Annotated in this window: 28 protein-coding genes; 7 read left to right on the forward strand and 21 right to left on the reverse strand. The window is 50.3% G+C overall.

Annotated features, from left to right (window positions below; genetic code table 11):
- Positions 1–201: 201 nt before the first annotated feature.
- The 13 genes from F1728_RS27815 to F1728_RS27875 form a co-directional block, all read right to left on the reverse strand.
- Positions 202–867, reverse strand: coding sequence for a HesA/MoeB/ThiF family protein (locus tag F1728_RS27815; RefSeq protein ID WP_145187090.1), 666 nt, complete (start codon positions 865–867; stop codon positions 202–204).
- Positions 864–1,427 carry a hypothetical protein gene (locus tag F1728_RS27820; RefSeq protein WP_194242560.1) on the reverse strand — a complete coding sequence of 188 codons (564 nt, stop codon included), beginning with the start codon at positions 1,425–1,427 and terminating at the stop codon, positions 864–866. The genes F1728_RS27815 and F1728_RS27820 overlap by 4 nt, the downstream gene beginning before the upstream one ends.
- The gene (locus F1728_RS27825) at positions 1,414–2,469 is read right to left on the reverse strand and encodes a hypothetical protein (protein ID WP_145187087.1); all 1,056 of its coding nucleotides are present in this window, start codon (positions 2,467–2,469) and stop codon (positions 1,414–1,416) included. The genes F1728_RS27820 and F1728_RS27825 overlap by 14 nt, the downstream gene beginning before the upstream one ends.
- A 77-nt stretch (positions 2,470–2,546) precedes the next feature.
- The gene (locus F1728_RS27830) at positions 2,547–2,771 is read right to left on the reverse strand and encodes a MoaD/ThiS family protein (RefSeq protein WP_145187084.1); all 225 of its coding nucleotides are present in this window, start codon (positions 2,769–2,771) and stop codon (positions 2,547–2,549) included.
- 224 nt (positions 2,772–2,995) lie between these two features.
- Positions 2,996–3,211: a hypothetical protein gene (locus tag F1728_RS27835; RefSeq protein WP_145187082.1), complete on the reverse strand. Its 216-nt coding sequence runs from the start codon at positions 3,209–3,211 to the stop codon at positions 2,996–2,998.
- Positions 3,212–3,318: 107 nt separating this feature from the next.
- Positions 3,319–3,570, reverse strand: a complete 252-nt coding sequence (locus tag F1728_RS27840; RefSeq protein WP_145187080.1) for a hypothetical protein — start codon at positions 3,568–3,570, stop codon at positions 3,319–3,321.
- Positions 3,571–3,580: 10 nt separating this feature from the next.
- Positions 3,581–4,522 carry a hypothetical protein gene (locus tag F1728_RS27845; protein WP_145187078.1) on the reverse strand — a complete coding sequence of 314 codons (942 nt, stop codon included), beginning with the start codon at positions 4,520–4,522 and terminating at the stop codon, positions 3,581–3,583.
- A 25-nt stretch (positions 4,523–4,547) separates the two neighbouring features.
- A complete protein-coding gene (locus F1728_RS27850) occupies positions 4,548–6,044 on the reverse strand; it encodes an AAA family ATPase (protein WP_155366744.1) in 1,497 nt (498 codons plus the stop codon).
- Between the two features lie 46 nt (positions 6,045–6,090).
- Positions 6,091–6,390, reverse strand: coding sequence for a hypothetical protein (locus tag F1728_RS31960; protein ID WP_197996659.1), 300 nt, complete (start codon positions 6,388–6,390; stop codon positions 6,091–6,093).
- 365 nt (positions 6,391–6,755) lie between these two features.
- Positions 6,756–6,950 carry a DUF2997 domain-containing protein gene (locus tag F1728_RS27860; protein ID WP_145187075.1) on the reverse strand — a complete coding sequence of 65 codons (195 nt, stop codon included), beginning with the start codon at positions 6,948–6,950 and terminating at the stop codon, positions 6,756–6,758.
- The gene (locus F1728_RS27865) at positions 6,947–7,315 is read right to left on the reverse strand and encodes a DUF1257 domain-containing protein (RefSeq protein ID WP_145187073.1); all 369 of its coding nucleotides are present in this window, start codon (positions 7,313–7,315) and stop codon (positions 6,947–6,949) included. The genes F1728_RS27860 and F1728_RS27865 overlap by 4 nt, the downstream gene beginning before the upstream one ends.
- Position 7,316: 1 nt before the next feature.
- On the reverse strand, positions 7,317–7,886 hold the full coding sequence (locus F1728_RS27870; RefSeq protein ID WP_145187071.1) for a hypothetical protein: 570 nt from the start codon (positions 7,884–7,886) through the stop codon (positions 7,317–7,319).
- Between the two features lie 475 nt (positions 7,887–8,361).
- Positions 8,362–9,657 (reverse strand): hypothetical protein, encoded by a 1,296-nt coding sequence (locus tag F1728_RS27875; protein WP_145187069.1) that lies wholly within the window; start codon positions 9,655–9,657, stop codon positions 8,362–8,364.
- Between the two features lie 125 nt (positions 9,658–9,782).
- Here F1728_RS27875 and F1728_RS27880 point away from each other — a divergent pair, with 125 nt between their 5' ends.
- Positions 9,783–10,004: a helix-turn-helix domain-containing protein gene (locus tag F1728_RS27880; protein ID WP_145187067.1), complete on the forward strand. Its 222-nt coding sequence runs from the start codon at positions 9,783–9,785 to the stop codon at positions 10,002–10,004.
- Between the two features lie 6 nt (positions 10,005–10,010).
- Here the strand turns inward: F1728_RS27880 and F1728_RS27885 are convergent, their stop codons facing one another.
- From F1728_RS27885 to F1728_RS27900, 4 genes are all read right to left on the reverse strand, one after another.
- Positions 10,011–10,325 (reverse strand): hypothetical protein, encoded by a 315-nt coding sequence (locus F1728_RS27885; RefSeq protein ID WP_145187065.1) that lies wholly within the window; start codon positions 10,323–10,325, stop codon positions 10,011–10,013.
- Positions 10,326–10,535: 210 nt separating this feature from the next.
- Positions 10,536–10,727, reverse strand: coding sequence for a hypothetical protein (locus F1728_RS27890; RefSeq protein WP_145187063.1), 192 nt, complete (start codon positions 10,725–10,727; stop codon positions 10,536–10,538).
- A 154-nt stretch (positions 10,728–10,881) separates the two neighbouring features.
- On the reverse strand, positions 10,882–13,284 hold the full coding sequence (locus F1728_RS27895; protein WP_194242561.1) for a recombinase family protein: 2,403 nt from the start codon (positions 13,282–13,284) through the stop codon (positions 10,882–10,884).
- Positions 13,285–13,682: 398 nt separating this feature from the next.
- The gene (locus F1728_RS27900; RefSeq protein ID WP_145187059.1) at positions 13,683–15,032 is read right to left on the reverse strand and encodes a winged helix-turn-helix domain-containing protein; all 1,350 of its coding nucleotides are present in this window, start codon (positions 15,030–15,032) and stop codon (positions 13,683–13,685) included.
- Positions 15,033–15,407: 375 nt separating this feature from the next.
- Here F1728_RS27900 and F1728_RS27905 point away from each other — a divergent pair, with 375 nt between their 5' ends.
- Entirely contained in the window at positions 15,408–15,710 is a 303-nt protein-coding gene (locus F1728_RS27905) for a helix-turn-helix domain-containing protein (RefSeq protein ID WP_145187057.1), read from the forward strand.
- Positions 15,711–15,814: 104 nt separating this feature from the next.
- Here F1728_RS27905 and F1728_RS27910 read toward each other — a convergent pair whose 3' ends face one another.
- Both F1728_RS27910 and F1728_RS27915 read right to left on the reverse strand, forming a co-directional pair.
- The gene (locus F1728_RS27910) at positions 15,815–16,948 is read right to left on the reverse strand and encodes a tyrosine-type recombinase/integrase (RefSeq protein ID WP_145187055.1); all 1,134 of its coding nucleotides are present in this window, start codon (positions 16,946–16,948) and stop codon (positions 15,815–15,817) included.
- A gap of 15 nt (positions 16,949–16,963) precedes the next feature.
- Positions 16,964–18,211, reverse strand: coding sequence for a tyrosine-type recombinase/integrase (locus tag F1728_RS27915; protein ID WP_145187053.1), 1,248 nt, complete (start codon positions 18,209–18,211; stop codon positions 16,964–16,966).
- A gap of 305 nt (positions 18,212–18,516) precedes the next feature.
- Between F1728_RS27915 and F1728_RS27920 the strand changes: the two genes are divergently transcribed.
- From F1728_RS27920 to F1728_RS27935, 4 genes are all read left to right on the forward strand, one after another.
- Positions 18,517–19,947, forward strand: a complete 1,431-nt coding sequence (locus F1728_RS27920) for a sulfatase family protein (protein ID WP_194242562.1) — start codon at positions 18,517–18,519, stop codon at positions 19,945–19,947.
- Positions 19,948–20,036: 89 nt separating this feature from the next.
- Positions 20,037–20,471 carry a VOC family protein gene (locus F1728_RS27925; protein ID WP_155366747.1) on the forward strand — a complete coding sequence of 145 codons (435 nt, stop codon included), beginning with the start codon at positions 20,037–20,039 and terminating at the stop codon, positions 20,469–20,471.
- Between the two features lie 109 nt (positions 20,472–20,580).
- Entirely contained in the window at positions 20,581–20,949 is a 369-nt protein-coding gene (locus F1728_RS27930; protein WP_155366748.1) for a hypothetical protein, read from the forward strand.
- Positions 20,950–21,653: 704 nt separating this feature from the next.
- Positions 21,654–22,634 carry an aldo/keto reductase gene (locus tag F1728_RS27935; protein ID WP_194242563.1) on the forward strand — a complete coding sequence of 327 codons (981 nt, stop codon included), beginning with the start codon at positions 21,654–21,656 and terminating at the stop codon, positions 22,632–22,634.
- Positions 22,635–22,669: 35 nt separating this feature from the next.
- Here F1728_RS27935 and F1728_RS27940 read toward each other — a convergent pair whose 3' ends face one another.
- Positions 22,670–23,524 (reverse strand): DUF3472 domain-containing protein, encoded by an 855-nt coding sequence (locus F1728_RS27940; RefSeq protein ID WP_155366750.1) that lies wholly within the window; start codon positions 23,522–23,524, stop codon positions 22,670–22,672.
- A 65-nt stretch (positions 23,525–23,589) separates the two neighbouring features.
- The gene (locus F1728_RS27945) at positions 23,590–24,036 is read right to left on the reverse strand and encodes a hypothetical protein (protein WP_155366751.1); all 447 of its coding nucleotides are present in this window, start codon (positions 24,034–24,036) and stop codon (positions 23,590–23,592) included.
- A 256-nt stretch (positions 24,037–24,292) separates the two neighbouring features.
- On the opposite strand from F1728_RS27945, the gene F1728_RS27950 reads away from it, so the two are divergent.
- Positions 24,293–24,790, forward strand: a complete 498-nt coding sequence (locus F1728_RS27950) for a TIGR03067 domain-containing protein (RefSeq protein WP_155366752.1) — start codon at positions 24,293–24,295, stop codon at positions 24,788–24,790.
- Positions 24,791–24,874 lie beyond the last annotated feature (84 nt).

Consider the following 24,874-nt stretch of genomic DNA (forward strand, 5'->3'; position numbering starts at 1 on the left):
CGTTTCGATTGAGAAAAAAAAGATTCTGTAGCCATAAGTCGAACTGATACTGTTTCAAATATCAGCAGAAAATTTGCTCTGAACTAGAAAATCCATGATCTCTGATAGCTAAAATAAGGATAACGGGCCACCACTACAGGTGGCCCGTTATCCCATGTTATTTCTTTTGCTTTTCTCTAATATGTCTGCCCATTTTAAACTTCATTTTAAGTATGTTTCACCAGCGAGAAGATTGAAGGTCGTATCAAAATCAACAGGAATAGTTCGCAGCCAGCGAGTGAATTGATGAACCATAAGTCCTGCAGCAATGCTGGCTGCATAAATCGTACTGCGTGATGTACAGCTTCCGGTTTGTGCCTCGTTTTGTGGGAAAAGTGTTTTCGCATACTGTTTCATTCCATGATGCTGAGTTGCTGTCAGTATCCGAATTGTTTCTCCCAGCATTCTTCCATCTGTCCAGAAATCGCATTTTCTGTTGACGGATCGCCAGATCACCGCACGGGCTGATATCGAGTCCACACAACAGAAGACAGCCTCACCCACAGGAACGGACACTCGATAACGATCCATAATCACCGTTACCTGAATTGAATCGTCAAGCTCCTGGATGGCTCTGGCTGTCGTGTCTACTTTAAGCTGCCCCAGATCCTGAGCTCGGTATCCCTGAGTCGTGATATTGGTCGACTCCACACTATCAAAGTCAATCAGCTGAATCCGTGGTGTCCCAATCGCCGCCAGTTGCAGCGCCACCTGACGACCAATGGCCCCCACTCCGATGACGGTTGCCGTCAACTGAGAAAGCCGTTCCGCCGGGATCAGGTCACTTTGTCTTTGGAAACGATCGATAGTCACATTTAATGTATTCAAATCTGTTCTCCTTTCAATTCGTAATCAGCAAAGAGCCAGTCTTCATCCCAGTCAAAATCTGCGGTCTGATCAAAAGCAGACTGGAACAGGCGACTGTTCTGTTGCGGATGCACATGACTTAAATACTCATCCTCCCAACGTTCTGGATCACTACCGGCAAATGTTTGAGAGTAATCCCGTTTTACTGGGATTTCGTATTCTGCCGTCGGACCCACATTAAATTTTAACCGAGCATATGTTCGCCCTGTCCGCGCCAGAATGAACATCACGGCCCAATCGGATCGACCAAACACACGGTTAAAAGTATTTTCATCGGTCTGGCTGGGCAAGGGACAATCTCCCGGATGCGTATGAATCCAGATCCGACCAAACTGTTCTGGACGGAGGCCCGCGTCCACCTGGTCGTCAAAGAAATTCGCGACCGCCTCATCGTCGAAGGCCACGTGAGCCACCGAGCAGGTCTGTTCCACAAGCTGCAGGTCCTGCACCAGCAGCAGATCCTCCTCTGATGTAATCCCAAAGCCACCAACTTCGGTGTCTCCGTAATCACGCAGGTACAACAGTTTCGCCCAGGCAGTCGGACTGAACCGCAGTTGCGGTAACCGGGTTTGCTGATGAGGCCTGGGTTTCCGGTAATTCTTCCTCTGTTTCTTCGAGTTCTTCTTCCGCATCACAATCAGAGCACCTTTCATTTTCAAGTAAACAGCGTTGGCAGCAGTCAGCATGACACTGTATGCACTGTTGCAGACAGGACGAACAGCAGTGGCCGTGACAGCCATCACAGTACGACAAACACTCATGGCAAAACGGACAATCGCAGTCCGAACAATCCTTAGTACACCCCGTGCAAAGTGTGATTTCACAGTTATCACAGCGGGTTTGCTGGTTGGCTGCGATCACATCGGCGCACTCGGTACATTCAACACTGTCCCAGTCACTGAGCGCCACATAGGGACTGTCGCGGTTATAAGTTTGTAACAGGCTGGCCACCATCGTGAAAAAATCAAACAGCCGTCCCTGTTCCAGCGACCGGCGTATGACTTGCCGTCCATCCCCTTCACAGACGACATCAGATTGAATATGGGGATGTGTGACACAGTCATTGGTAAACGCCGGATGCGGGTCCGTGGCGAACACGCGATAAGGGGACCCGTTATCCATTTTCAGATTTGCATAATTGAGACGAATCTCAAAAGGGCCCAGATAGACGCCTTCCAGTTTAATCGGTTCTGTACTGACAGAGATGGTCTGGGCACGGAGATCCAGCTGCAGCTCACCGAATTCTTCTTCTAAAGACCGCAGTTCTGCATAGAGTTCCCTGACGGAAGAAATCTGCTGCGGAGATGTATCAGACGACAATTCACCATGTAAAGTTGTCAGTTCCTGGATCAACTGGGTTACACCAGTTTTCAGTTGTCGTTCCAGTTTTAGTGCAGCCGAATCCCAGCCTCTGCGTTGTGCTTGTTGGCGTTTCCGTAGTAACCGGTCACAGTACCACCATGTCTGGAATGGCATTTCATATAACGACGAGGGTTCTTCAGACACCAGACAGTGATATATTCGACTGGCAGTCCGCCAGAGTCGTTTTCGTGGATGCTTCATTGTCTCCTCTTTCAAAAAATGGATTCCAGGGCGGACTGCCGGGGACGAGACCCCGACAGTCCGTGGAAATACAAAAACTAGGACCGCGCCCCCTCAATCTTCGTCGGAGTGATCGAAATTCGGTCCCCGTCCTGTAACTGCTGGTCCGGGGGGCACGGCTGGCGATTCACGCGAATCAGGTAATCGCGGGCTTCCGCATCTCCCATCTTCTGCTCAAAAAGTTGTGCTACCGTGGTTCCTGCGGGGACATCGATATAATCAGCGAACCCACCGCCATCGTTGTTGATCAATAAAAGTTTCATAAAAGTCCTTCCAGTTGTTGTTTGAAAATGTTTAAAAACACACAATGTTTGTTTATGTGAGCAGCCGTCGTTTGCGACGCCGTTTCCTGCGGCGTGTATTGCTTTTCACACCCCGTCGTCCCTTGATGCGTCCGGCGTGCAGCGTTTGCAGCAGGACTGACTGCGATTTTGATCGTACACTGAGGATCTTTGGGACAGTTCGACAGCATTCGCTCGTTTGAAGATCAGCCCACCACTGGTTCATGGCGTGCCCCTTGTCGCTCGGAATTTAGTCGATTGGCTTCCAGTTCATCCCAGTCAATGATGTAAGGGCCCGACTCTTCTGCCTCGGGATCAATGACTTCCTCGGGCTCCGCTAATAAGAAGCCCAGACGTTTTACGGTCGACATGCTTTCGCCGGTTGCCAGGGCCACGGCCCGATTTAAATCTGCCTGTCTCATCAGTTGTCTCCTTCAAAACGAAAATGTTTAAACAAAAAAAACCGGTCCTGCGGGCAACAAACCTGCGGAACCGGGGCAAACCAGTGATAAAATTAAGTTGTCAGTTCTCAAGGACCGGTATCTGGCGACAACCAATGCTGTTCCAGCCAGTCCGTTTCGGATTCCAGGGCAGCACTCCGCTGCGTAAACGGGCCCAGCTGGGGCCCATTCACGGGGGACAGATCGACCAGCCATTGACCAGCTGCATTCGGTTCGACGTAAGAGCCACGTGAAATGGTCAGTCGACCGAGAGTTGCCAGGTTAAAGGCTTCTGAGTAAACGCAGTGAACCGTCCCCAGTGGTGAGATCAAAAGTTTCATGTGGATTACCTCACTTGGGAGTTCGAATAATCTGACGCCGTGGTCGATCGATTAACAGACCATCCAGGGCTGCCTGGACGCCAGACAATTCTGATGCGACCTGCTGACGGAGTTCACCCCGTTTTCGCAATTCCTGGGGCTGAATGCCCTGCACGATTCCCTGGCACTGGGCTACCAGCACATCCAGCTGCTCGTTAGAACGGACATTCAGGGATCGGAAGCGTTCAAAAAACTCATGCAGGTTCCCGATGGCGGAATCACGAAATACTTTGGGCCGGCCATCGGCCTGGCCACTCAATCGATCCGTCAGATGCGACACAAGTTGTGACAGTTCGCCCAGAAAGGCGTCTTCCGCCAGCCTGACTGCTTCTTCGAAGCGTAACTGCACGCGCTGGCACTCCTGCTCATACAGTTCCGGATTGAGTTGCCTTAAATAATCCGGTGGTTCAACGCTGGGAAAGTCCCAGGACACTTCGAACAGACCTATCAGGGTCAAGGGATAATCGTCGTCATTGAAGAGACTCCCCAGGCGTTCCCGGGCCGCTGACTTCAGGGACAGGTATTGTTCATCCAGCTGTGAGACAGCCTCGTTGAGCTCTTGCGTGAACTGGTGCATCTGGTCCTGAAATGCAGTCAAAGCATCCTGCCGCAGTAACCGTATTCCGGATTCCGGAAAGGGCAGGCTGATGGAAGTCCAGTACGAGCGCACCCGCTGACGGACCGCATTCACGGCCCGGAAACGGGGGTGTCCGGTATCCAGTAGTTTCTTGCCCGCACTCAGGAAGGTCCCTTCTGCCCCAAACGATTCAGCGGCCTGAGTCTTCTGGTCGCGTGTCAGTGACTTGCGCGTACCAAACCATTCAAAACTGATGCGCGTAGCACACATCGTTGATCGCAGCCGATCGATGGGATCGGTGCGGGTATTTACTTCTTCGATAGCAGTTATGGTCATATTAGCTCCTTAAATAGAGTGTGGTTTAGTTTCTGTGGGGATCACGAGAGAGATTTCGGCGTGAACGCGAACCAGAACGTTCGTCATTGCTAAATACGCCTGGTTGTTCTGCAGACAGACAGCGTCTGCTGGCCCAACGCCTGAGACGGGCCACCGATTCGGCGGCGGTGACAGCTACGGGAACCACGTTTTCAGCGGCCTTGATTAAAGGGACTTCGAGCAGCGCCGCCAGACGACAGCAGGCCCGGATTTCCGAACCGGTCCAATGCCGGTCGTCCGGCAAACGTTGATCGGACGTAAGACCAAACAGTTCACGGTACAGCCTCCAGATGGCCTGCTTCTGGTCATCTCCCGGTAAATCGAGAAAGAACAGTGCATCAAAGCGTTCGGCCCGCACGAACTCCGGTGGCAGTTTGGAAATGTCGTTGGCGGTACAAACTACAAACACGTCCGAAGTATGGTCGTTGAGCCAGCCCAGCAGCGTACCCAGCATGCGTGTCGAAACGCCGCTGTCTGACTGTCCAGAAGAGGCAGAGCCACTCAGCCCTTTCTCGACCTCATCAATGAACAGGACGGCCGGCTGCATCGCATCCACGATCCGAAGTGCTCTACGAGTTCGCTCCTCGGTCTGACCTAAAAGCGAAGCCATTAGAGCCCCCACGTCGAGTGTCAGTGTGGGACGCCCCGTCTCTTTTCCCAGTGCTTTGGCAAATGCGCTTTTACCGGTTCCCGGAACTCCCAGTAACAGCACGCCTCTTGGACGAATGACCGGTGCATCCTGGGAACGGGGGCGGAGTGCACGCAAGCAAAAGGCTTTGAGAGACTCCAGACCGCCCAGCCCAGCAAACGATTCCGATCCCTGGTGCAACGATAACAGACCGCTTTTCAGTAGCGTCTGGGATTTCAGCTCCAGTACGACCGAGGCTTCGATGCGTCCATGCCGCACCAGGGAGAAACTGAAGGCCCCTTCCGCTTCATAACGGGTCAGACCCGAGGCAGCGTCCAGGACACATTGCAGTTCAGGTCCCTCCGGCAATTCTCCTGTTTCCGTGGCGATACTGCGGGCAATTTCCAGCAGCTGATCCCGACCAGGAAGTTCATGTTCCAGGCAGACAAACAGTTTTTCCAGTTCTGTAGGGATCTGGACCAGGCTGGAAAGGATGACAATAAATGTCCGTGCCTGTTTACCCAGATTGATCTGTTGTGTCAGCGCCTGAATGATCTCCGGCGAATTGATGAAGCAATGGAAGTTTTTAAGGACCAGCAGCGTGGGATGATCCGGATCGGCCTGACTGCTCAGACAGTGAATGGCAGCCAGGGGATCGAGGAGCGACGTGTCGCGGCCTTCCGCGAGTTCCGTTCCCTGCAGGCCCCGGTCAATGTCCCATGAGAATAGCCGCCAGTCTTCGCTGTGACAGAGCCGAGACATTTCCAGCAATGCCTCATCATGTTCGTGGCTCTGAATCCAGATCCCGGTAAAGCAGGCGCGTACGTTCTCCGCAAGTCTTTCGGATAATAACATAAGAGTTTCCTTGATGGTTTGAAGTAAAAAGAAGGTGTGAAGTGTATTAAGCGGTTCCCGCCAGCTGGCCGATCGTTTCCAGCCAGGAAATGATTTCCCCGTCAGGATCGCGTTCCTGCAGTAGGGAAATTGTCATCTGTTCGACCGCGCTGGTATTGAGCCAGTGCTTGGCCCGGTTTCTGAGTCGGACCCGGATTCGACGAGTCAGTTGTTTCCAGCTATAGTCATCATGCCGACTGTCGAATACCCGCTGCGCCACTTCCGACGCTACACAATCATGGTCACCGAATTCAACAGTGAAATCGGCAACAGCCTGAATGGCTTGCGGATGCAGGTAGTTCTCCAAGCTCCGTTTCCGTGTCAGCACAGCACGACAAGGGATTCGTCGATTAATCTGAGCAACAAGCTCTTCCCGCTGTTCCCTCTCAGGGGATGCCTCTCCGTCTAAGAGATAAAATTCGGGAATTTGGAGCGGAGCCAGCCGACTAAGCCAAGCCCGGGGGTGGCCGCCAATGGGCAGGAAAATGAGTTCCTTGTCGCGTTCCATCGCGGCCAGGTCAGGCAGTGTGGGATGTGCCGTATGCAGGAGCGTCGAGATGCGGGTCAGAAATTCAATATCGTGTGCCCCTTCAACGACGACTAGAATACGTACCGGGTGGGGATCTTCGGGAATCGGGTCCGGTAAGACCTGCGTGTATTGATTTGCGAAAACTAATTCTCCTGTGTTAATTGGTTGGATTGATGTTGAACGGCCTGGTGGTATTCGGAGGTCAGCAGTTCTGAGGAGACCTTTCCCAGAGCCGCTTCCAGAAACCGGCTGGCGTCTTTGCACCGGGAGCCGGTAAAGCCGCGGGTTTCGATGCGGGACTGACCGTCCGTTGAAAAAATAATGTTGATTGTTTTCAATGGTCTGCTCCGATCTGAATGGTGAGTTTAATGGAACCGTCGCTGAGCTGGTTTTCGTGGACGGAATGACCCTTCCGGCGCGCTTCCAGACGGCATTTTTCCACGCCGTAAAATTGCAGCAGTCTGTTGAGTTGAGCCGGCTCTCCCCAGCGACCTTCAAAGTTGTCAAATCGAACCTGGCCCTGTTCGACATCGAACACAACTGGATACCGCCAGTCGGGGAGACGGACCGCGTATCCGGTGGCTTCTCCGCTAAACAGGGGAACGGTTTCGTGAACGGGTTCTCCCAGTTCGAGTCGGCGGCAGGCCAGGCCCAATGCCTCAGAGTCGCGGACCTCCGTTTGGATGGTGACAATATGTGACATTTCAGGTTTCCCTTTCTGTAGATGAGTTATCAGGAGATTGAAGTAAATCCGTTAACCGGAGTTTGGCTGGATCTGTTTTCGCAGGTGGCATCAGCCGTGGTTCAGATGAGACCAAATCGTCCAATAGTAATTCTGTGATCTCATTCTTGTCTGCGGGTTCAACTTTCTGCTGCAGTAACAGCCAGCAAATCAACAGGGGCAGCAGACTGACCACGACAAACGCCACCCTGGTGATCGCAGCCGCAATGATCGGATCTCGGTTTCGGCGGTCGGCGATTTCGCGGCGTTCTGCCTCCAGCTGATCCCGCTGGTGACCGATCTCGTTTCGCTCGGTTTGCATCTCGCGCTGCAGAGTGACCATTTCCTGTCTGGCGTTGGCGTCTGCTTCCACCAGCTCGCGTGACCCCGAGGCGACTTCCTGCTGCAGTTCCGACATCCGGCGGTTTTGATCCGCCTGTCGTTCCAGTTGCTGGGTGGCCAGTTCGGCCACACGGCTGTTTTCGTCAGGGCTACAGCTGACTCCGATCAGTAGGATCAGTGTCAGCGTGATTAGCAGAGTCTGTTTTTCCATGTGCCCTCCAGCGTTGAATCAGGTGTCTGAGAATTCCCTGTAGCGCCAGCCGCAACCGCCGTTCCTTGATCAAAGCGACGACGGACAGCAACAGAGCGACAGAGACGAACGTTAAAACCATGTATTCCAAGCAAGGCTCCTTTCTTTCTAATAAGGGGAACTGTGTGAAAAGCAAAACGCCCCGCATTCCAAAGTAATGCGAGGCGTTTTAACTGATTATGTTTTTGAATTACGGGTGACGGTAAGTGACAATAGCTAAGCTGCGCACCTATTAATCATGACACGTTTCGAGCCAAAATTTAGATACAGTGTGTGAAGCCACTATGCAGAAGTAACTTTCTCAAAAGATTTCAAGTTCTGTAGCTGGAACTTAACCCACCTAAACCTGAAATGGATCACGTTTTCGTGGAACTTTATGTTCAAGAGACCATATTAAAGGTTGTCTGAGCGATTGAATGAAATTTTGAAGGGGAATTCATTTACCAGATTCCGTATCGACATTGAGCGTCGTTTTATATTTGTAATTAGTGTGGGGAAAAGAGATTTCGAAGTCGATCCTGTCTGGATCGAAATCCAGTCCTCCCTTTGGTGTATTAAAACTCTTTGTTTCTCCTTTCATCCAGGAATCATGATTCCAGAACCAGACTTTCGATTGGTCACCTTTTCGAAATGCAACATCAACTCGACATTGGGGAAGCAAGGAAACTCCGTTTAAGGTAAGTTGAACGCCACGCTGAGTGTCCCAGACTATTCCCGCTTGATACGGTTGGTAGGAACCTTGAAAACTCAGGTCTTTACAGATTTGAGCAATGTCTTTGTCTTTTTCCGCTCCCTGATAAACATAATGAATCTGCGTGGCAAACTGCGGTGAATAGATTGTAATGTCCAATTCTTGCACGTGTGTGACAGTCGTCTTTTCCACTGTTCGTCCCAAGACTTCCTCTCCGCTTTGATATCGCCCCCACATGCTGGTATTAGCTGGCCATGTTTCTAGGAAATGTACGTTTTTTCGAACCTTTCCGCTTGCCCCAGTCAATTGCACCACAATGGTACAATCTTTAAGTGTTTCCCCACGGTTCTGAAGTACAAGCCAATCATTTGGTCCGGAGTCTCCCCAGGACTCATTAAAATCGACTACGATACGACCAGCCGAATCACTTAAGGTTGCCGAATACTTTTCAGCAACTTTGGGAAGCAACAGTAGCGCTGCTTCAAGTTGATCGACTGCGGCAATAGCTGACTGTAATTCTACATTTAAAGCGTTCTGCTTCGCCTCTGCATCAAGGCCACGGTGATAGCTACCCAAAAAATTACCAAAGAATCCATCAAGCATCGAACCTACAAACAGTGTTCCCTCATCGGCAGGCTTTGGCAGGGCGTTCAAATTGTTAATACATTTCAAGAATAAGGTATTCGCATTTTGGACTTGATCAGAAAGATACATAATCTCTTTATCGTTCGATTTGATCTCACGTAAGTCTAATAAGGTGGACTGTACATCCGCCATAATTTCCGCTATCTCGCGATTATCCCGAAAATGGCCTGGATCAGATTTCATCTCCATACTGAGGTGTGAAGCAAGCACTCGGTATTCTTCAGGCAAGGGTTTACTGGAGGGGGTTGAGTTTTTAGGGAGGTTACTTGCTGTTGTGTCGCCGCCACATCCCGAAAGTGTGAGAGCCAACGGTATCACGTATACAAATGCAATTATTTGATTCACCGAAATGATGCTTTCGATGGTGTAGCTGATTCTCCTTGATAGTTGCAACATTGATTTTCTCCTCTTTTAATGGCGAATGTTTTTGAATACCTGCACTCTGATTGTCCAAGTTTACACTCAATAATGATACTTATAATCCGTGGTGTTATCGTCATTGTCAAGTGTTAAATGCTCGTATGACTAAACGAGCAGACATATTGATGAGATTTGGAAAGCGAGTCCGCAAACTGCGCAAAGAGCAAGGCTACTCTCAAGAGAATTTTGCTTATGCCTGTGAGCTGGACCGGACTTACGTCGGCGGGATCGAACGGGGGGAACGAAATCTTTCATTACGGAATATCGAACGGATCGCCGATACACTCGAAATCAGCCTGGCAGAACTGATGGATGGGGTTTGAGGGAGTTTAGACCTCTGGTTCAGCAACCAGGACGACTCCCAGTTGGTCAGAGTCGTCGTTTTTTTCCAGTATTGCATCTGCCGGGTTTTCAAACAGACGGGGATTCTTTACCGTTGTCGCATCATGCTGGCATACAGCATACCGTAGTCGCGCTGTCAGAAGCTGAGTCTGCAGCCGTTGGATATCTTCCTGCTCCCATTTCTGATTTACTGCGGGATCACCGGCATAAATTGTGAGCAGATTTGAATCTTCGAGATCCATTTCTTCACACCAGAACTGCAGGGCAGCTCTGATCAACATGATTTCTTGTCTCGTTAGCATTGATCTCCTTTCTTGACTTTATCAATTCGATCAAAGAGGATTTGTGTGTTTTCCCCTGGAATGAACTGGGAGGCTGGCTGCCACAATGATGAAGTTCGGATTTGCCGATGGCTGGTATCAATGCATTGGATTTTACAGTTGTTTCCACTGACCCTAAGTTTTGACATGTTTGTTGCATCGTCAATACACCTTAGTTTCGATTTGCTATTTTTAGATCGGCTTATCCGCTGAACCTGTGGCATCCCTGGCATCAAAATCTGCTGGATGTTGGTTTTTCAACCAGATACGAGCAATCAGGTGCCCAATCAACTGAGCCAGTTCTTGACGCCTGTCAACAAGATCATTCTTGACTCCCGGCTCTGCAGATTTGACTTGGGATGTAGAATGTATCTTCTGTTTCATTCACATCTCCTTTTTACATGAATACATAAAAAAAGCCCGATAAGAAATGAAATCCAATATCGGGCAAGTTCAACACGAAATGTCACAGTGCGACCAGCGGCCGCAAAAACATCTTTCTATAAATTCTCCTTTCTAAGAATCAGCTGGGCACATATCAGTTTTTAGAATTGCCATTCACCGGCTCACCAGACCGTGCATTACCGCGTCGTGAGCGACCGTCTGGCATGGTTTCTCCCAATTCGGCGTAAAACTTCCTCAGCGCTAGTGTCAGGCCTCGTGGGCCGTAATCAAAGTCGGGTGCCATATCCTTAATAAGTATACCTTGTTCATAAAGCTCCTTTGCTTTTGATAATGTTTTTTTACGACGGTCGTCCGCCGTGGGAACGGGAAGGTTTCGTGAAGTATGCCACCATGAAATCGCTTTACCGATGATAGTATCATTCGTCTTCAGTTTTCTGGCGATCACAAGGTAAGGCAGCCCCTGATCTGCCAACTGCACAGCTTCATCGGCCAGTTGCCGGTAAAGCGGCAACGATTCCTGTTTATTAGGCAGTTGCTTACGACGTCGACGTCCGTCAGGGACAGGCAGTCCGCGAGACCGAAACCAGTGCTTGATAAGAACCGTAATGTAACTACGTGACTTACCCATCTCTTTGGCTATCTGCTTACAGAGCAGCCCCTCATCAGATAGGGCTTTTGCTTCTTCAGCCTGTCTATCGATCAGCTTTTCTGCTTTATAGTCGATAATCACTTCTTTGCCCTGCCGCTGTCCTGCATCGGCAGTCAGACCTGTGAGCTGACTGGAGACGGCAGAAACTACATCCACAACGAACCGGCCCTGTAACCACCCTTTATTCTGTCTGCGCTCCCCCATCTGATATAGGTCTATTTGACCCCCAGTCAGCAGATCGATGATACGGCGGGCGATTCGAAAATCAGTTTCATCTTCAGAAAATGAAGCAGATGCGATTAAATTGCCAAACTCATCAAGTAAAGCAGTTACTTCCTCAGCTGTCGGTATAACGACACCTTGACTTTGTGCAGTTTCCAGGGAAGTCAGTTCTACTGAAACGGCAGCGTACTGTCCCCGTAACTCTTTCAGAAGCAGCTCTGTCTGTTTTTGCTCTGCATCCGATTCACCTGGAGAACGACGATTGAACTCAATTTTACTCATCAGCTTTTTCGCTTCAGAGCGTAATTGACTTAAACGTTCTGGATCAGGCTTTTGAACCGATTCAGCCGCCTGCTGACAGGCAACGATGATTTCCAGCACCAGCTCAGAATCAGATCGGATCAATTCTACAAGTTTTTCACACGTTAATTGTAACGCAAGCTCCCGGTTGAGATGCGTATATAGGGGGCGATCCTCAGCTTTAGTAGCACGACATAATGGACAAAGCAGGCTCCGGCCGTATGGGCCCCCTACGACGAGCTTACGACCATGCTCAGGGCAAACAAAAAGTTGCCGTAACAAACGCGGCCTTGCCTCTTGAACTTTATCCAAGGGCTTTCGACCGGATTTTTGCTTTTCGTTTGCCAGAAGGTCCTGGACCCGGTACCACTGCTCGTCTGAAATGATCCGTAGATATTCAAACTGCTGTGACTTGAGGGGCTCATCGCGTTCGACCTGTTTGGCATAATCCTTTTTGCTCAACCATTCGGTCTCTTTTGCACCATAACACCAAAATCCCCGGTAGGCTGGACGCATCAAATGCTTTCGTACCAGCTCATGCGTCCAGATGCCTGTTAAGGATTTATTGGGAGCAGGTGCATTGGGATCACCATTCAGGTCTTGAGCAATACGGTCCATACTTTTACCTGCCACATACCAGTCAAAGATCTTTTTGATCCAGGGTGCCGTTTCTGGATCTATGACTATCTTCTGTCGCGGTCGCTTTTGTTTGGTAAATTGACCTGGAACATCTTGCCCCGTATAACCCAACGAAAGTGAAGTACAGACCATCCCTTGCAGAAACAAAGTCTCATGTGCTGCCTGTATATGAGCGCTATGCATTCCTGCATAGATTTCATCCAGAAAAGAGTACATCTGGAGCATCATTCTCCAGTTATCTCCATCTGCTGTGTCCAGTCCCGACTTCACAAAAATGGCACGAAGCCCGCGTTCTACCAGTTCTTCTTCAACAAACTGCATTGATTTGTAGTTTTTGCGATACAGCCGGGACGTCGTAAATACCAGGAGAACTTCGAACTCTTTATTTTCAATGGCCTCTTTTAGCTGGTTAAACCCGGAACGGCGTTCTTTCTTGCCGCTCACAGCCAAATCATAGAAGATTTTTTCGCGTGGTATGAAAATTCCAGCTTTGATCGCTGCCTCAAAGATAACGCGAATCTGATCAGCAATCGATTCCTGAAAGCGGGAAGAAAATCTCGCATAAGCGGCCCCTATCGATTCTGCTTGTTTGCGAGGAAGTTTGGCGTGGTATTCTGCCACGATCGCATCAATTTCTCCCGCTGTCTTAAGTACTAAATCCTCGCGTTCTTGAGCAATCTGCTCACGTGTCCGAGTTACCTTAGTTTTGTAGTTTGGCTTTAACATGAAAGCACTCCTTAAAAGAGGTTTTGCCACCCAGCCAACAGACATATTTCTTCGAACGTCGAAGACTTCAAATACAAGTCGCAGGTGGTACGAGTGCTGAGCATAAAAATGGAATGTCGCACAATTGTCGCAGCGTGCGACATTGAAAGAAAAAATGGCGGGACCGTAGAAAATTTTTCGAAAACCAGAAAAAGCCCGTACTATCCTTCACCGATGGGAGCGGTTTTCGCTAACGGGCGCCCTGTAATCGAGCAGTCAGGACGATGAAATGGCCATAGAATAGCGTCCTGAATGCTAAATATTCCCTACTTATTATGACACAAAAAGCGTATTAATTTAGCCTATGATGCGGTTAATGCCAGCACATCAAGAGGAGAGACTGCCGACTGAAGCTTACTTTAAGAATTAATACTTCTAGATTTTCTGGTAGGAACTCTGTTTAAACCTCCAAGTCCATCAGACTGCAGTAAAATAATGTTGTCACTATCTAATTCCAGACGATATCCTTGGCCGCGAATAGTTTTAATCAGTTGGTTTAATGCTTCGCACCCGTTGAGCAATTCTTTGAGACGAGTACGTCGCGAACTAATTTTCTGACCCTGAGGCTTATATAGCATCTCTTTATCAACAGTTCTTCCCGGGTTGCATGCCAGAATCCATAACAAATTCCATTGAACAGTTTCAGTGTCCCATTTTTGGACAATAGGTTCTCCATCCCAAAAGACCTGTCGCGGTGAATGATCAACTAAAACCAGACGGGATTGAGAGCAAGCCCAGTCGATCAAATCCTCAGGGCTATCCGGAACTTCATAAATAGGCTTGATGTCCATCAAAGCTTGAGCAACTTTTCGGATTACTGCAGGATTACATAATGAAGCAGGCTCTTTCTTTATAAGTTTGAAAGTACCATCTAACTGCTTCTCAACATGTTGGATTTCTCCGGGAGGTCGTACGACACATCTTCGAAAAGATCGTGATCTCACTTCTACTTCACTTGAATCTTCCACGAGCCAATTCAATTCAGGACGATCCGCGTAAGACAAATAAATTAATGATAAAGTTGTGCAAGCATCTCGGAGAGTTTTTTGCTTGGATTTCAGACATACTTTTTGTAATTCCTTGACTGAGGAATCTAATTGCGTCACACAATCCATAAGAGAAGAAAAATCTTTCATACTTTGCTCATCATCTATCCGTATATTCGCAAAGAAGAGTCTATATATTTGATCTAAAATTTCTTTCCAATATTTTATGCGGGCAAACATGCTGTCACAGACATGATCAGCTGGTGTTTTATTCTGCTTGTAATTTCGAAAATTATTTGTGTGCTGATTATTGAAATCCTCTAATAACAATTGCTGTGTCGGCTGATAAAAATCCTCTGCATGGACAAGGTCGAACCAGCGTCTCTGAGCAATGAAACGTATATCATTAATGTGGTGTATGGGAATCCTAGCCTGATAAACGTAGGGAAAGCAGGCTTCCAATTGAACTGCAAATTTAACCAAGCAATCATCGACATACTCCACAAGTTTGCGTTCTCGCGTCTCCGTACCTTTACTTAAGTGTGAAGCAGACCAAAGAGTATTTGACTGAAAAGTCGTTAAATCGACCAACTCTTCTACAACAGGACAAACACTCTCTTTTAACCACGCTTCAATAAGATCTGATTTCTCCTCCGTCATATTTATTTCTTGAAGCGGACCTAAATCCTCAAACCCCTGTAATGCCAACAATAATTTATTCATCAAAGTATCAGCTCAAAATTAAGATCGAGATAAAACGGATCACTTACAACAGAATCCGGTTCCATTCCAACGCATATTAGTCCAATCGAGATCATTAGACAGCAATATTTTTCTATCGAACCTAGTTCGTTCCTTGATATCTATGCCCACTGTTGAAAGGCAAGGGTTCATATTTACAGTGAGGAAGTTTTTTAATGCCCGGCTACACGAACGCTTATCAGGCAAATTATTTAACTTTTTTCTCAAAAATCTTCCCCAAGCAGTCAATTGTCGCGTCATGCGACAATTGTGCGACCCTCAATTGCGACAATCTGATGATCGAGATGACCACTGGGTCAACAATATCATCACTTTGTATCGACATTCGGGTCGGACATGGCAACAGACTGGTTAACAGCACAGCAGGCAGCAGAAGAACTCGGGATCTCAGTCCTGACGTTTTACGACTGGCTTGCGCAGTCAGACTGTGGTGAGTTTGTACTACGCGGAACCGCTGTGGAAATCAAATACTTTCAGGGAGGCCGGAGAGGACAGGGGCGGATTCGTATCGAAAAGAGTGAAATCGGACGCATCAAAGAAGAAATGCGTGTCAAACCTCAGACTAGGATACACCGTCACAGGGCGACAAATTCCAAACAGTTTCCAGGCATTACGGTACCATTGGGGCGACCAGATTAGCTCAAAACACTTACGTTGAGTCCTATTCTTGTCTACAGAGGCGGCAGATACTGAGTATTTTCAGCTGAGTAATATTCAAACTAAAGCTGATTTTGGAGCGTGGTTTACATTCCAATTGCCGTCCACAGAGGCTCCTGATAATGCTGTCCCCACTCACGGCCATAATGATCAAAGGCCACTTTGGGAGTATCCCCCATCAACTCTGCTAAAACTTCAATGGAACATCCCTGTCCCTCATTCCAGTAGCCGGCGAGCATCCGATGCGCGAATGTATGACGGCAGGTATAAGTCGAATACTGCTTGCGGACAGGATCATTGAGCCATCCTAGGTCCTGTCGTATTTTACGGAAACGTTGCACGCCAGCCACTTTCGTCCAGGCACCTCCTCGCGAATTCCGAAAAAGAGTAGTTGTGGGATCAGCTCCCACTTCCTCAATCATTTGTCGTGTCAATTCAGCGACCTCAGACCGCACAGGAATGGTACGTGTCTTCCCAGTCTTGCTGGCATAGACCCGCCATTGCATACCCCGCTCAGATTCAATGACATCATTGGCAGTAACACGGGCCAGTTCACAAAAAGGACGTAGTCCTGTATGAATTCCAGCAAACAGGAAATTGCCAAAATAATCATCGGTAGCAGAATACAGCAATTGCTCATCTTCTTCACTGAAAGAATGGAGTCGTGGGCACTGCGGTGGTTTTTGCATTCCCACCAGGGGATTGTGAATGGAGCCGACTTCCTCTGTGTAAAAATTAAAGGCTGCCATCACGATACTCATCGCATTCCGCTGTGTCGCCGTCGACTTCCAAGTAGGATGGCTTTCCACCCAATGTTGTATGTGCCCTTTCTGTAATTCGTCCACGGCCAAAGCACCACAATAGGCGCACAGTTCATTCAGATACCGTGCCACTTCAGCATGGTAATCCGAGCTGAGGTTTCCATGTTTAAATCGAGCTTCACAATGTTCAAGATACCGCGAGCACACCATGGCAACTTGTATCACCACCTTACTCTTCTGTTCTGGAGTCGGCAACCAGTCCCCATCAGCTTTCACCCGGGCCAGTGCCAGTTCTGCAAGTTGACTGTTCTCTTTCCCGCGAACAGGACGCCCTGTGGTATCAACAAGACGCAAACGTTTTTTCGTTCCCGGTGGCGTGAAATACCAGGAATCCGTCTGTTCCCAATACCAGGCACGTCCGCGGGAACGCCTTTGACGGGATTTTGATTTTTCTGCCATTGATCAACATGGTCCTTATTTTGTCTTCGTTGAAGCAACTTTACGTCTCGAGTTTGTACTACCTGACCTGCTCGTTTTCTTAGTAGCTTTGGTCTGCTTTCGTTTTGTTTTAGACTGACTGTCTTTGGGTCCAGTAGAACTTTCACCAATGGCATTCCATAAGGGGTCCTGGTAGTTCTGAGCCCATTCTCGACCATAATGCCGAAAGGTGGTCGTGGGTGTGTCACCGATGAGTTCAGCCACTGTTTCGATTGAGGCACCTCTTCCATCCGTCCAATACCCGGACAACATTCGATGTACGAACGTGTGACGGCACGTATAGCAGGAGTACTTGCCTTTGACTGGATCATCATTCCATTTCAGTTTTTTCTTTAATCCGATAAACCTCAGCACACCATTCATGCGTTTCCAGGGATTTCCTCTTGTATTTCTGAAGATGGGTTTCCCTGATCCCTGAGGGGCAGTTTTCATCAACTGACGAGTGAGCTTTGCTATCTCCGGTCGGACAGGGATTTTCCGCGTCTTATCAGTCTTACTGGCGTACACCCTCCACATCATGCCGCGATCGTGTTCCTCAATATCATCGGCCGTCAAACGGGCCAGTTCACTAAAAGGACGAAGTCCAGTATGAATCGCAGCAAAGAGGAAATTGCTGAAGCAGGGCTCACAAATATCGTATAGTGCCTGCTCTTCTTCGGGGGAGAGAGAAGCCAAGCGTGGATTTTCTTTCGGCTTCTTGAGCCCTTTAATCGGATTGACTACTCCGAACATCTCTTCAGCGCGGTTAAACGCGGCATTCACAATCGAGATAACACTCCGACGTGTGGCCGGGCTCTTCCAAGTCTCGTGACTATCAATCCATTCCTGCACATGTCCTTTTTTGAGATCAGAAACTGGAAGCGCTCCACAGTAGCCACAAAGGTCATTCAGCCAGGCAACTGAGTTAATACAATGCCCTTTGCTCATTGTGTTTTTTTCCAGACTGCGTTCACAGTACTGCAGATATTCAGAACAAACCCGTGCTACCAACCAGGGACCATGATTTGCATGAATAGTTGTTTCATCAGACCAGGTTAGTTTTTCTCTGGCCAGTGCGATTTCGGCTTCGCGTTTCTGTTTTTTACCGCGAAGTCGCTCGCCTTTTTCGTCGAACAGCGCAATCCGTTTTTTGGTACCTGGCTGGGTATAGTACCAGCAGTCCGTCTGCTTCCAATGCCAGGCGGAACCATGTGTTTGACGTCGTTTTGTGCGTTTTTGTTTCATGCTGTTCCGCTTCATCAAAAATGATTCGGGTAATGATTTGCTTGACCCGCTGGTTCCATTGGCTGATACTAAAAGGTAATAACTTGCAATCCCCGAGAAGAATCACTTTGATTGGAGCCATTATGCAACCTGCAGCAGTAATTTCCGGGCTTGATGAAAAATCATCAAATAGATATTTACTACATAATATTACTACACTCATCCTTACAACACTGACATTATACATTGTGTTTGGTTCGCTTAATATAGCATATTCCTCTGAAAAGAAGAGTGTACCTAATATTGTATTTATACTTGCCGATGATATGGGCTACGGTGACGTCACCGCTCTCAACGCCGACAGCCGGATCCCGACACCCCATCTCGATCAACTCGCCCGTCAGAGCCTGACCTTTACCGATGCCCACGCCGCAGGCTCTTATTGTGTCCCCTCCCGCTACGGCCTGCTCACCGGCCGCTACATGTGGCGCACCCGCCTGGGTTCGGGGGGCAACCTCGCGAATCTCGCCGGCACCCTGATCGAACCGGGTCGTAAAACAATCGCGAATGTTCTGCAGGAGGCGGGCTACCAGACCGGACTCGTCGGTAAATGGCACCAGGGCATCGACTGGAAGCTGCACGACGAAAGCGAACGGACACAGATCCGCGTCGATCCCAACTATCAGAACTTTAAAAATATCGACTTCGCCTCTCCGGTATTGAAAGGTCCGCGAGACTTCGGATTCGCTTACTCCTTTGGCACCGCCGGTTCCGCGGAGATGAATCCCGCCGCCTTTATTGAGAACAACCGCGTCACCGTCATTCCCACAATGACTTCCGCCCAGGCCAAAGCACAGCACGGCGAATGGTTTGGCCGGGACGATAACATTGTCGCCGCCGGCTATACCATGGATCGACTCGTTCCCACGCTGTCGAACAAGGCCTGCGAGTTCGTCGAAACCGCGGTCCGCACGAAACCAGACCAGCCCTTCTTCCTCTATTACGCGATGACCACGCCCCATAACCCGATCGTTCCCCACAAGGAATTCGTGGGCAAAAGCAAAGCCGGCGCCTATGGCGATTTCGTCGTTGAGCTCGATCACCACGTCGGCAAGCTGCTCCGCAAGCTGGACGAGCTGGGCATCGCGGACAACACCCTCGTCATCTTCACCAGCGACAACGGCCCCGTGAACCGTACGAAAGGGTATTCCCAACGCTGGGTTCGCGGCGATACGATGATTTACGGTCACGACAGCAACGGTCCCTGTACCGGCTGGAAAGGGGGCCTCGAAGAAGGGGGGCACCGCGTTCCGTTTCTCGTGCGCTGGCCCGACGTCATCAAGCCGGGCGAAACCTGTTCGACCACCATCGTCTTCAACGACGTCCTGCCCACGCTGGCAGAAATGCTGGATGTCCCGCTCGACAGCAGCACCGCAGAAGATGGCGTCAGTTTCTACCAGGCCCTGCAAGGCGAAGCGCGGCCTGTATCCTTCCACAAGGCGATTGTCCACAATCATCACAACGGCACGTTCGCCGTCCGACAGGGACCATTCAAGCTGACGATCCGCGGCCCCAAAACGGTCGAGCAAGTTCTGGATGACAGCATCCCCGTGGCGTATACCCTGTATAATCTGGATCAGGACATCGAAGAAACCACCGACATCGCAAAACAGCAACCGCAGCAGGTGCAGCAGATGCACGCTCTCTTGAAACAATATATCAAGGCCGGCAGAAGTAACGGCAGTGAAAGACCCTGAAGTAACGTCTCTTGCCGGGACAATACCGGTATGCTGGTTTATGATCATTGTATTTGTTTCCTTGACCAATTTGACAGCCGAGGCCTCCCATGCAACTTGATCCCTTTCATCTCGCGTTTCAGGTGCGTGACATTGCCGAAGCCCGCGCCTTTTATGGTGACCTGCTCGGCTGTAGTGAAGGTCGCAGCGCCGAGACCTGGGTCGACTTCAATTTCTTCGGTCAACAGGTCGTCTGCCATCTGAATCCGGACATCGGTCCCGACGGCAGCATTGCAGCCCATGTGAATCCCGTCGACGGTCACGGCGTGCCTGTCCCCCATTTCGGCGTTGTCCTCACCATGGATCGCTGGCAGACCCTGGCTGATCGCCTCCGCGAACGACAGATCGAGTTCGTCATCGAGCCCTACATTCGCTTCCAGGGGCAGCCGGGCGAACAGGCCACCATGTTCTTCCTCGACCCCAGCGGCAACGCACTGGAATTCAAGGCCTTCCAAGATATTGAATCGCAACTGTTTGCTACCTGAGGCGGAGATAAACGTTTTAAGACAAGCAATTAGATGCAAAAATGAGTTAAACTCTATCCGACTACCGTAATTCACTTCCCTGTCGTTTTTGAAATCGTCCGGAGTAATGATGGAAGAATTCTTATACCTGAAAAAATCAAGACGATTCTGGGGCTGGACGGTATGCCTGTCGCTCATCTCAGCCATCCTCTCTCCGTTTCTCAGCATCAACGCGGTCCTGAATATCATCACCAGCATCTCGCAACGCTGGGAAGAGACAGACCAGCAGCAGCCGTTCGAATTCATTGTGGACATTCTCAATAACTCCCTGGCCGCCCTGAGTGCCGGGGCCACCGCGATGCTGGTCTCTCTGGTCATCTTTCTGATCTCGCTCATCCTGTATCTCAAGCGGGGCAAAGCCATGCTGGCACTCACGGAAAGAGCGCTCACCATTTTGGAATCAACGCCGGAACACGCTGAAGTCCCCTCCACCGAATGACCAGTCACCGAAAATAAAATATTTGCTGTGCAATACACACTGGAATTATCTCTCCCGGTCTGCGCGTAGAACTGAATAAACTGAACTTGATTCGCACTTTCCGATCCATAAAGTGTTGCAATTGTGCTTCGCGCGCGAGGCGGATGATGCGTGCACTGGAATCTGCGACACAAGTACCCCAGGTTCACCTGAATCGCCGTCTTTTTTTGCCGTTTTTCACCGGAACACTCAGCACCGGTTCCCGTTGTCTCGTACAATTTCAAAGCATTTCGGAGCCATTTCAGCGAAACTGAGCGGCAACTCACCGGAAACTCAGAGCGGAAATTCTGCTTGACACCCCCACGCCGATCGCGATGATCAGCCCCGTCACGCAGAGCGAAAGAAACTAACAACAAAGCCGAGCAAGCCCCGTGTGTGTTGAGTCCTGATGCGACAGATACCATGTAAGACTCCCAGGCAAACAGAATTAACAATCTTTCAGCAGCGGTTAGAAGTTCCCCGCTCACCAAAACGCACTCATCATACGCAGCGGCTCCTCCCCGGCGAGGTAAACATTCAGAGCCAGATTACCCCGCAAATCGCTCTCACACTACCTGCACAAAACTGCTAAACTCCCCGCATGTCAGGTTCGTGTAAGAGCAGGGCAGGGACGCAAGTCCTTTGAGGAACCCGTCCCGGAAAAAACCAATCGAATCAGGATGTCGATGATGAAATTCAGGAAGCTTGGAAATACGGATCTAACGGTTTCGGAAATCTCCCTCGGATGTTCCGGCTTCTGGGGCAATGCCCGCTTTCCGGAGCGACAGGCTGCAGACATCATTCACACCGCGTTTGACGCAGGTGTCAACTTCTTTGATACGGGGCACAACTACTGCCACTTCCACGCGGAACCCCGACTGGGACGCATTCTGAAACCACTGTTCGCACAGCATGACCGATCTCAGTTCGTACTCTCCACCAAGGCCGGCACCATCGTTCCCTCCGCCCCCCTGGTTTTCCGCAATCGTCCCAGTAAAGATTTTTCACCCGATTACATCGAAGCCACTTGCGCGAAGTCGATTCAGAATCTGAACTGTGAGTACCTCGATATCTTCCAGCTGCATGGCATCACGCAGGACCAGATTACGCCAGCACTGATCGACCGACTGAGCTCTATGAAAGAACGGGGCATGTTCCGCTGCCTGGGCGTCAACAGTCATTCCGCGGCCGACCTGCTCTATATCGCCGATCATCCCGAACTGTTCGACATGGTCCTGCTCGACTTCAACGTCCTGCAACTCGACCGGGAACCCGTCATCCGCAAACTGGCTGAAGTAGGCATCGGGGTTGTCGCGGGAACCGTGCTTGCCCAGGGACACCTCGTGGCAGGCAAGATCGGCTCCTTCAAAAGCACCGCCGATCTCTGGTACCTGGCCCGGGCACTGCTCAAATCGACGGGCCGCCAGTTCTCACGCAACGCCCAACCGATGCGGGAAGCCCTCGCCACAGTAGAAAACCTGACCCCGGCCCAGGCCGCATTTGCCTACGTGCTCGCCAATCAGGATATCTCAAGCTGCGTATTCGGCACGACGAAAATCAAAAACCTGAGCGAGATCCTCGCGGCTTCGGAGCAGAGTCTCTCGGCAGACGTCAGAGCCGCAATTCGCAGCACCTTCGAACAGATCCCTGAAAGGATCAGCGCCTGATCGGGCAGGTCTCTGGTGCTATCGTACCAGCACATTCAATCGAACGCGAACCGGATTTGCCGGGACTGGCGTTCTTGCACAGGCTTGCCCACTTCAATTTCCACCCGACCATCCTTCCATTTCGCATCCGCGTAATCCGGCACTCCTTTCGGGTAAATCGCCTCGACCGATTTCACCCTCGCAGGTTTCCCGTTGACCTGCAGGTTACCGAACGTGACCGTCAACCGGGGAATCTCGTCCACCGGGATCCGCGCACCATAGACTTCCACAAAACTCGCGATCCTGGGTGACAGTTTCAGGTTCTCTCCCGGAAATCGCAGGGCCCCGATGAAAATCGTCTCATTTTTTGCCCGCGATTCCAGGAACGCACCGACCCACGTGCAGGGCTTGCCGTTGACCACCTCCCGGTCCAGGCGGACAATCTTGTAGGTATACGTCCCTTGAGACCACTTAAAAGGACGCCGCACGCTGACAAAATCGCCTTCGTGGCCGGAGCTCTGGAAGAACCCACCCTCGCCCGGTCGAATCGCCTGAGGGCTCCGCTCGCCCCACATCGACATCAGCAGTCCAGGCCCAATCTGACGCAGTTGACGGTTCTGCAGAGTGTAGCCGTCGGACTGTGTCTGCAGGCCTCCGTAAAAGGGCGTCTGACTCAAATGTCCCAGCCCGATCGGGGCGATATACAGTCGCTTGGTCGCCGGCACATCATCACTGATGGTCACATCGATGCTGTAACTCTCAAACGGAACTTCTTCACTCATCTCCCACCACAGGTCCGCCAGGTGCCACGGCATCGGATTATACTTCGGCTCCTCTGCACAGACGGTGCCGGCAAACAGACCAAGAAACAGGAAAGTGAAACCGTATCCGGGAAATCTGTTCCAGAGCATTTTAGCCACTCCTTCATGCAGCAGGGAAAGTTCAGTAAAGTTGTACCACTGGCAGCGACTTGTCTTCAGCCCTGGGTAAGATCTCCCAGGATATGCGGATGCAGATCGACTGTGAACGGCTCAAAGAACGTCACGTCATTCCCGTCTTCACCGGACTCAATCTGATACGGAACGTAGATGTAACGCGATAATCCCTGGCTGACCACATGCACGCGGAGACCATCGCTGGACGGCGGCTCATGTTTTTCGGGAATATTTACATCACAGGCCAGGGCAGAAGCCACGATGTCGTTGTTCTGCGTCTGTTCCTGCAGAGCCTTGTCCAGGGCCTGGTAAATATCTTTCTGGTCAGGCTGCGCTCCTCCCAGGTCCGCTCTGACCGCGTTCAATTCGAGTGCGGGTGTCAGGAGAGCACCAAACGGATTGAACCCGCCCGACTCCTGCAGCATCGATTTGGCCTGGTCGTAGCAGTAATTGAACAGCTCATAAATCTTGTCGGAAGGCACTTCCATTTTCGTTATCCCGTCCTGAATGCGGTTTCAGCTTAACGTGAAGTGTGTATTTGACTGTCAGCTGTATGTTTCAAGCTGACAACCTGTATCCTAAGCACATGGATTTCTCACTTCAACCATGTGTCAGCATCTACAGCAGCAGGGTGAATCACCTTGTATTAAAAATATTTGTGATTCAACTGTAAATCATTTAAAATCAAGGGTTGCAGCTGAACGGAATCCCATATAAGAAACATCTCACCAGGGGAGAGAACTCATGCAGCGCTCAATCACAAACCTGAGGATCCTCGTCACCGTCGCGACTCTCACAGCACTCACCGCCGTGGTCTCGGCCGACGATAAGCAAGCAGCCGCAATTCAAAAGGACCGCAACCTGATCGCGGGTACCTGGCAGATCGAGGTGCTGGAGATCAACGGCAACCGTTCAGCGGGGGAAGATGTGAAACAGCTCACCGTCGTCAACGGCGCCGATGGAACCTGGAGTCTGCGTTCCGAGGGGAACGAGGTCGGTCGTGGGACGACCACCATCGATCCCTCCCAACGCCCCAAAACCATCGACATCCAGCCAACCTCCGGACAGGACCAGGGAAAAACCTACCGGGGCATCTATGAACTCGGCAAAACAAGTCGCAAACTCTGCTTCGCCCCTGCCGGCAAAGACCGCCCCGCAGATTTCACCACGAACGCGGAGAATCAACACATCTTCGTGAAGTTCAAACGCCTCCAAGCGACTCAGGAAAAAGAAGTCCCCTGAGCGTTCCAGATCATCAATGATGCAGGGGCGATAATCGCTGTCGTATGCATCCATTAGCCGCAGGGCGTTAGCCCCGGTTCTTCC

Origin of the sequence: Gimesia benthica, assembly GCF_009720525.1 — a bacterium.
GTDB classification, from domain to species: Bacteria; Planctomycetota; Planctomycetia; order Planctomycetales; family Planctomycetaceae; genus Gimesia; species Gimesia benthica.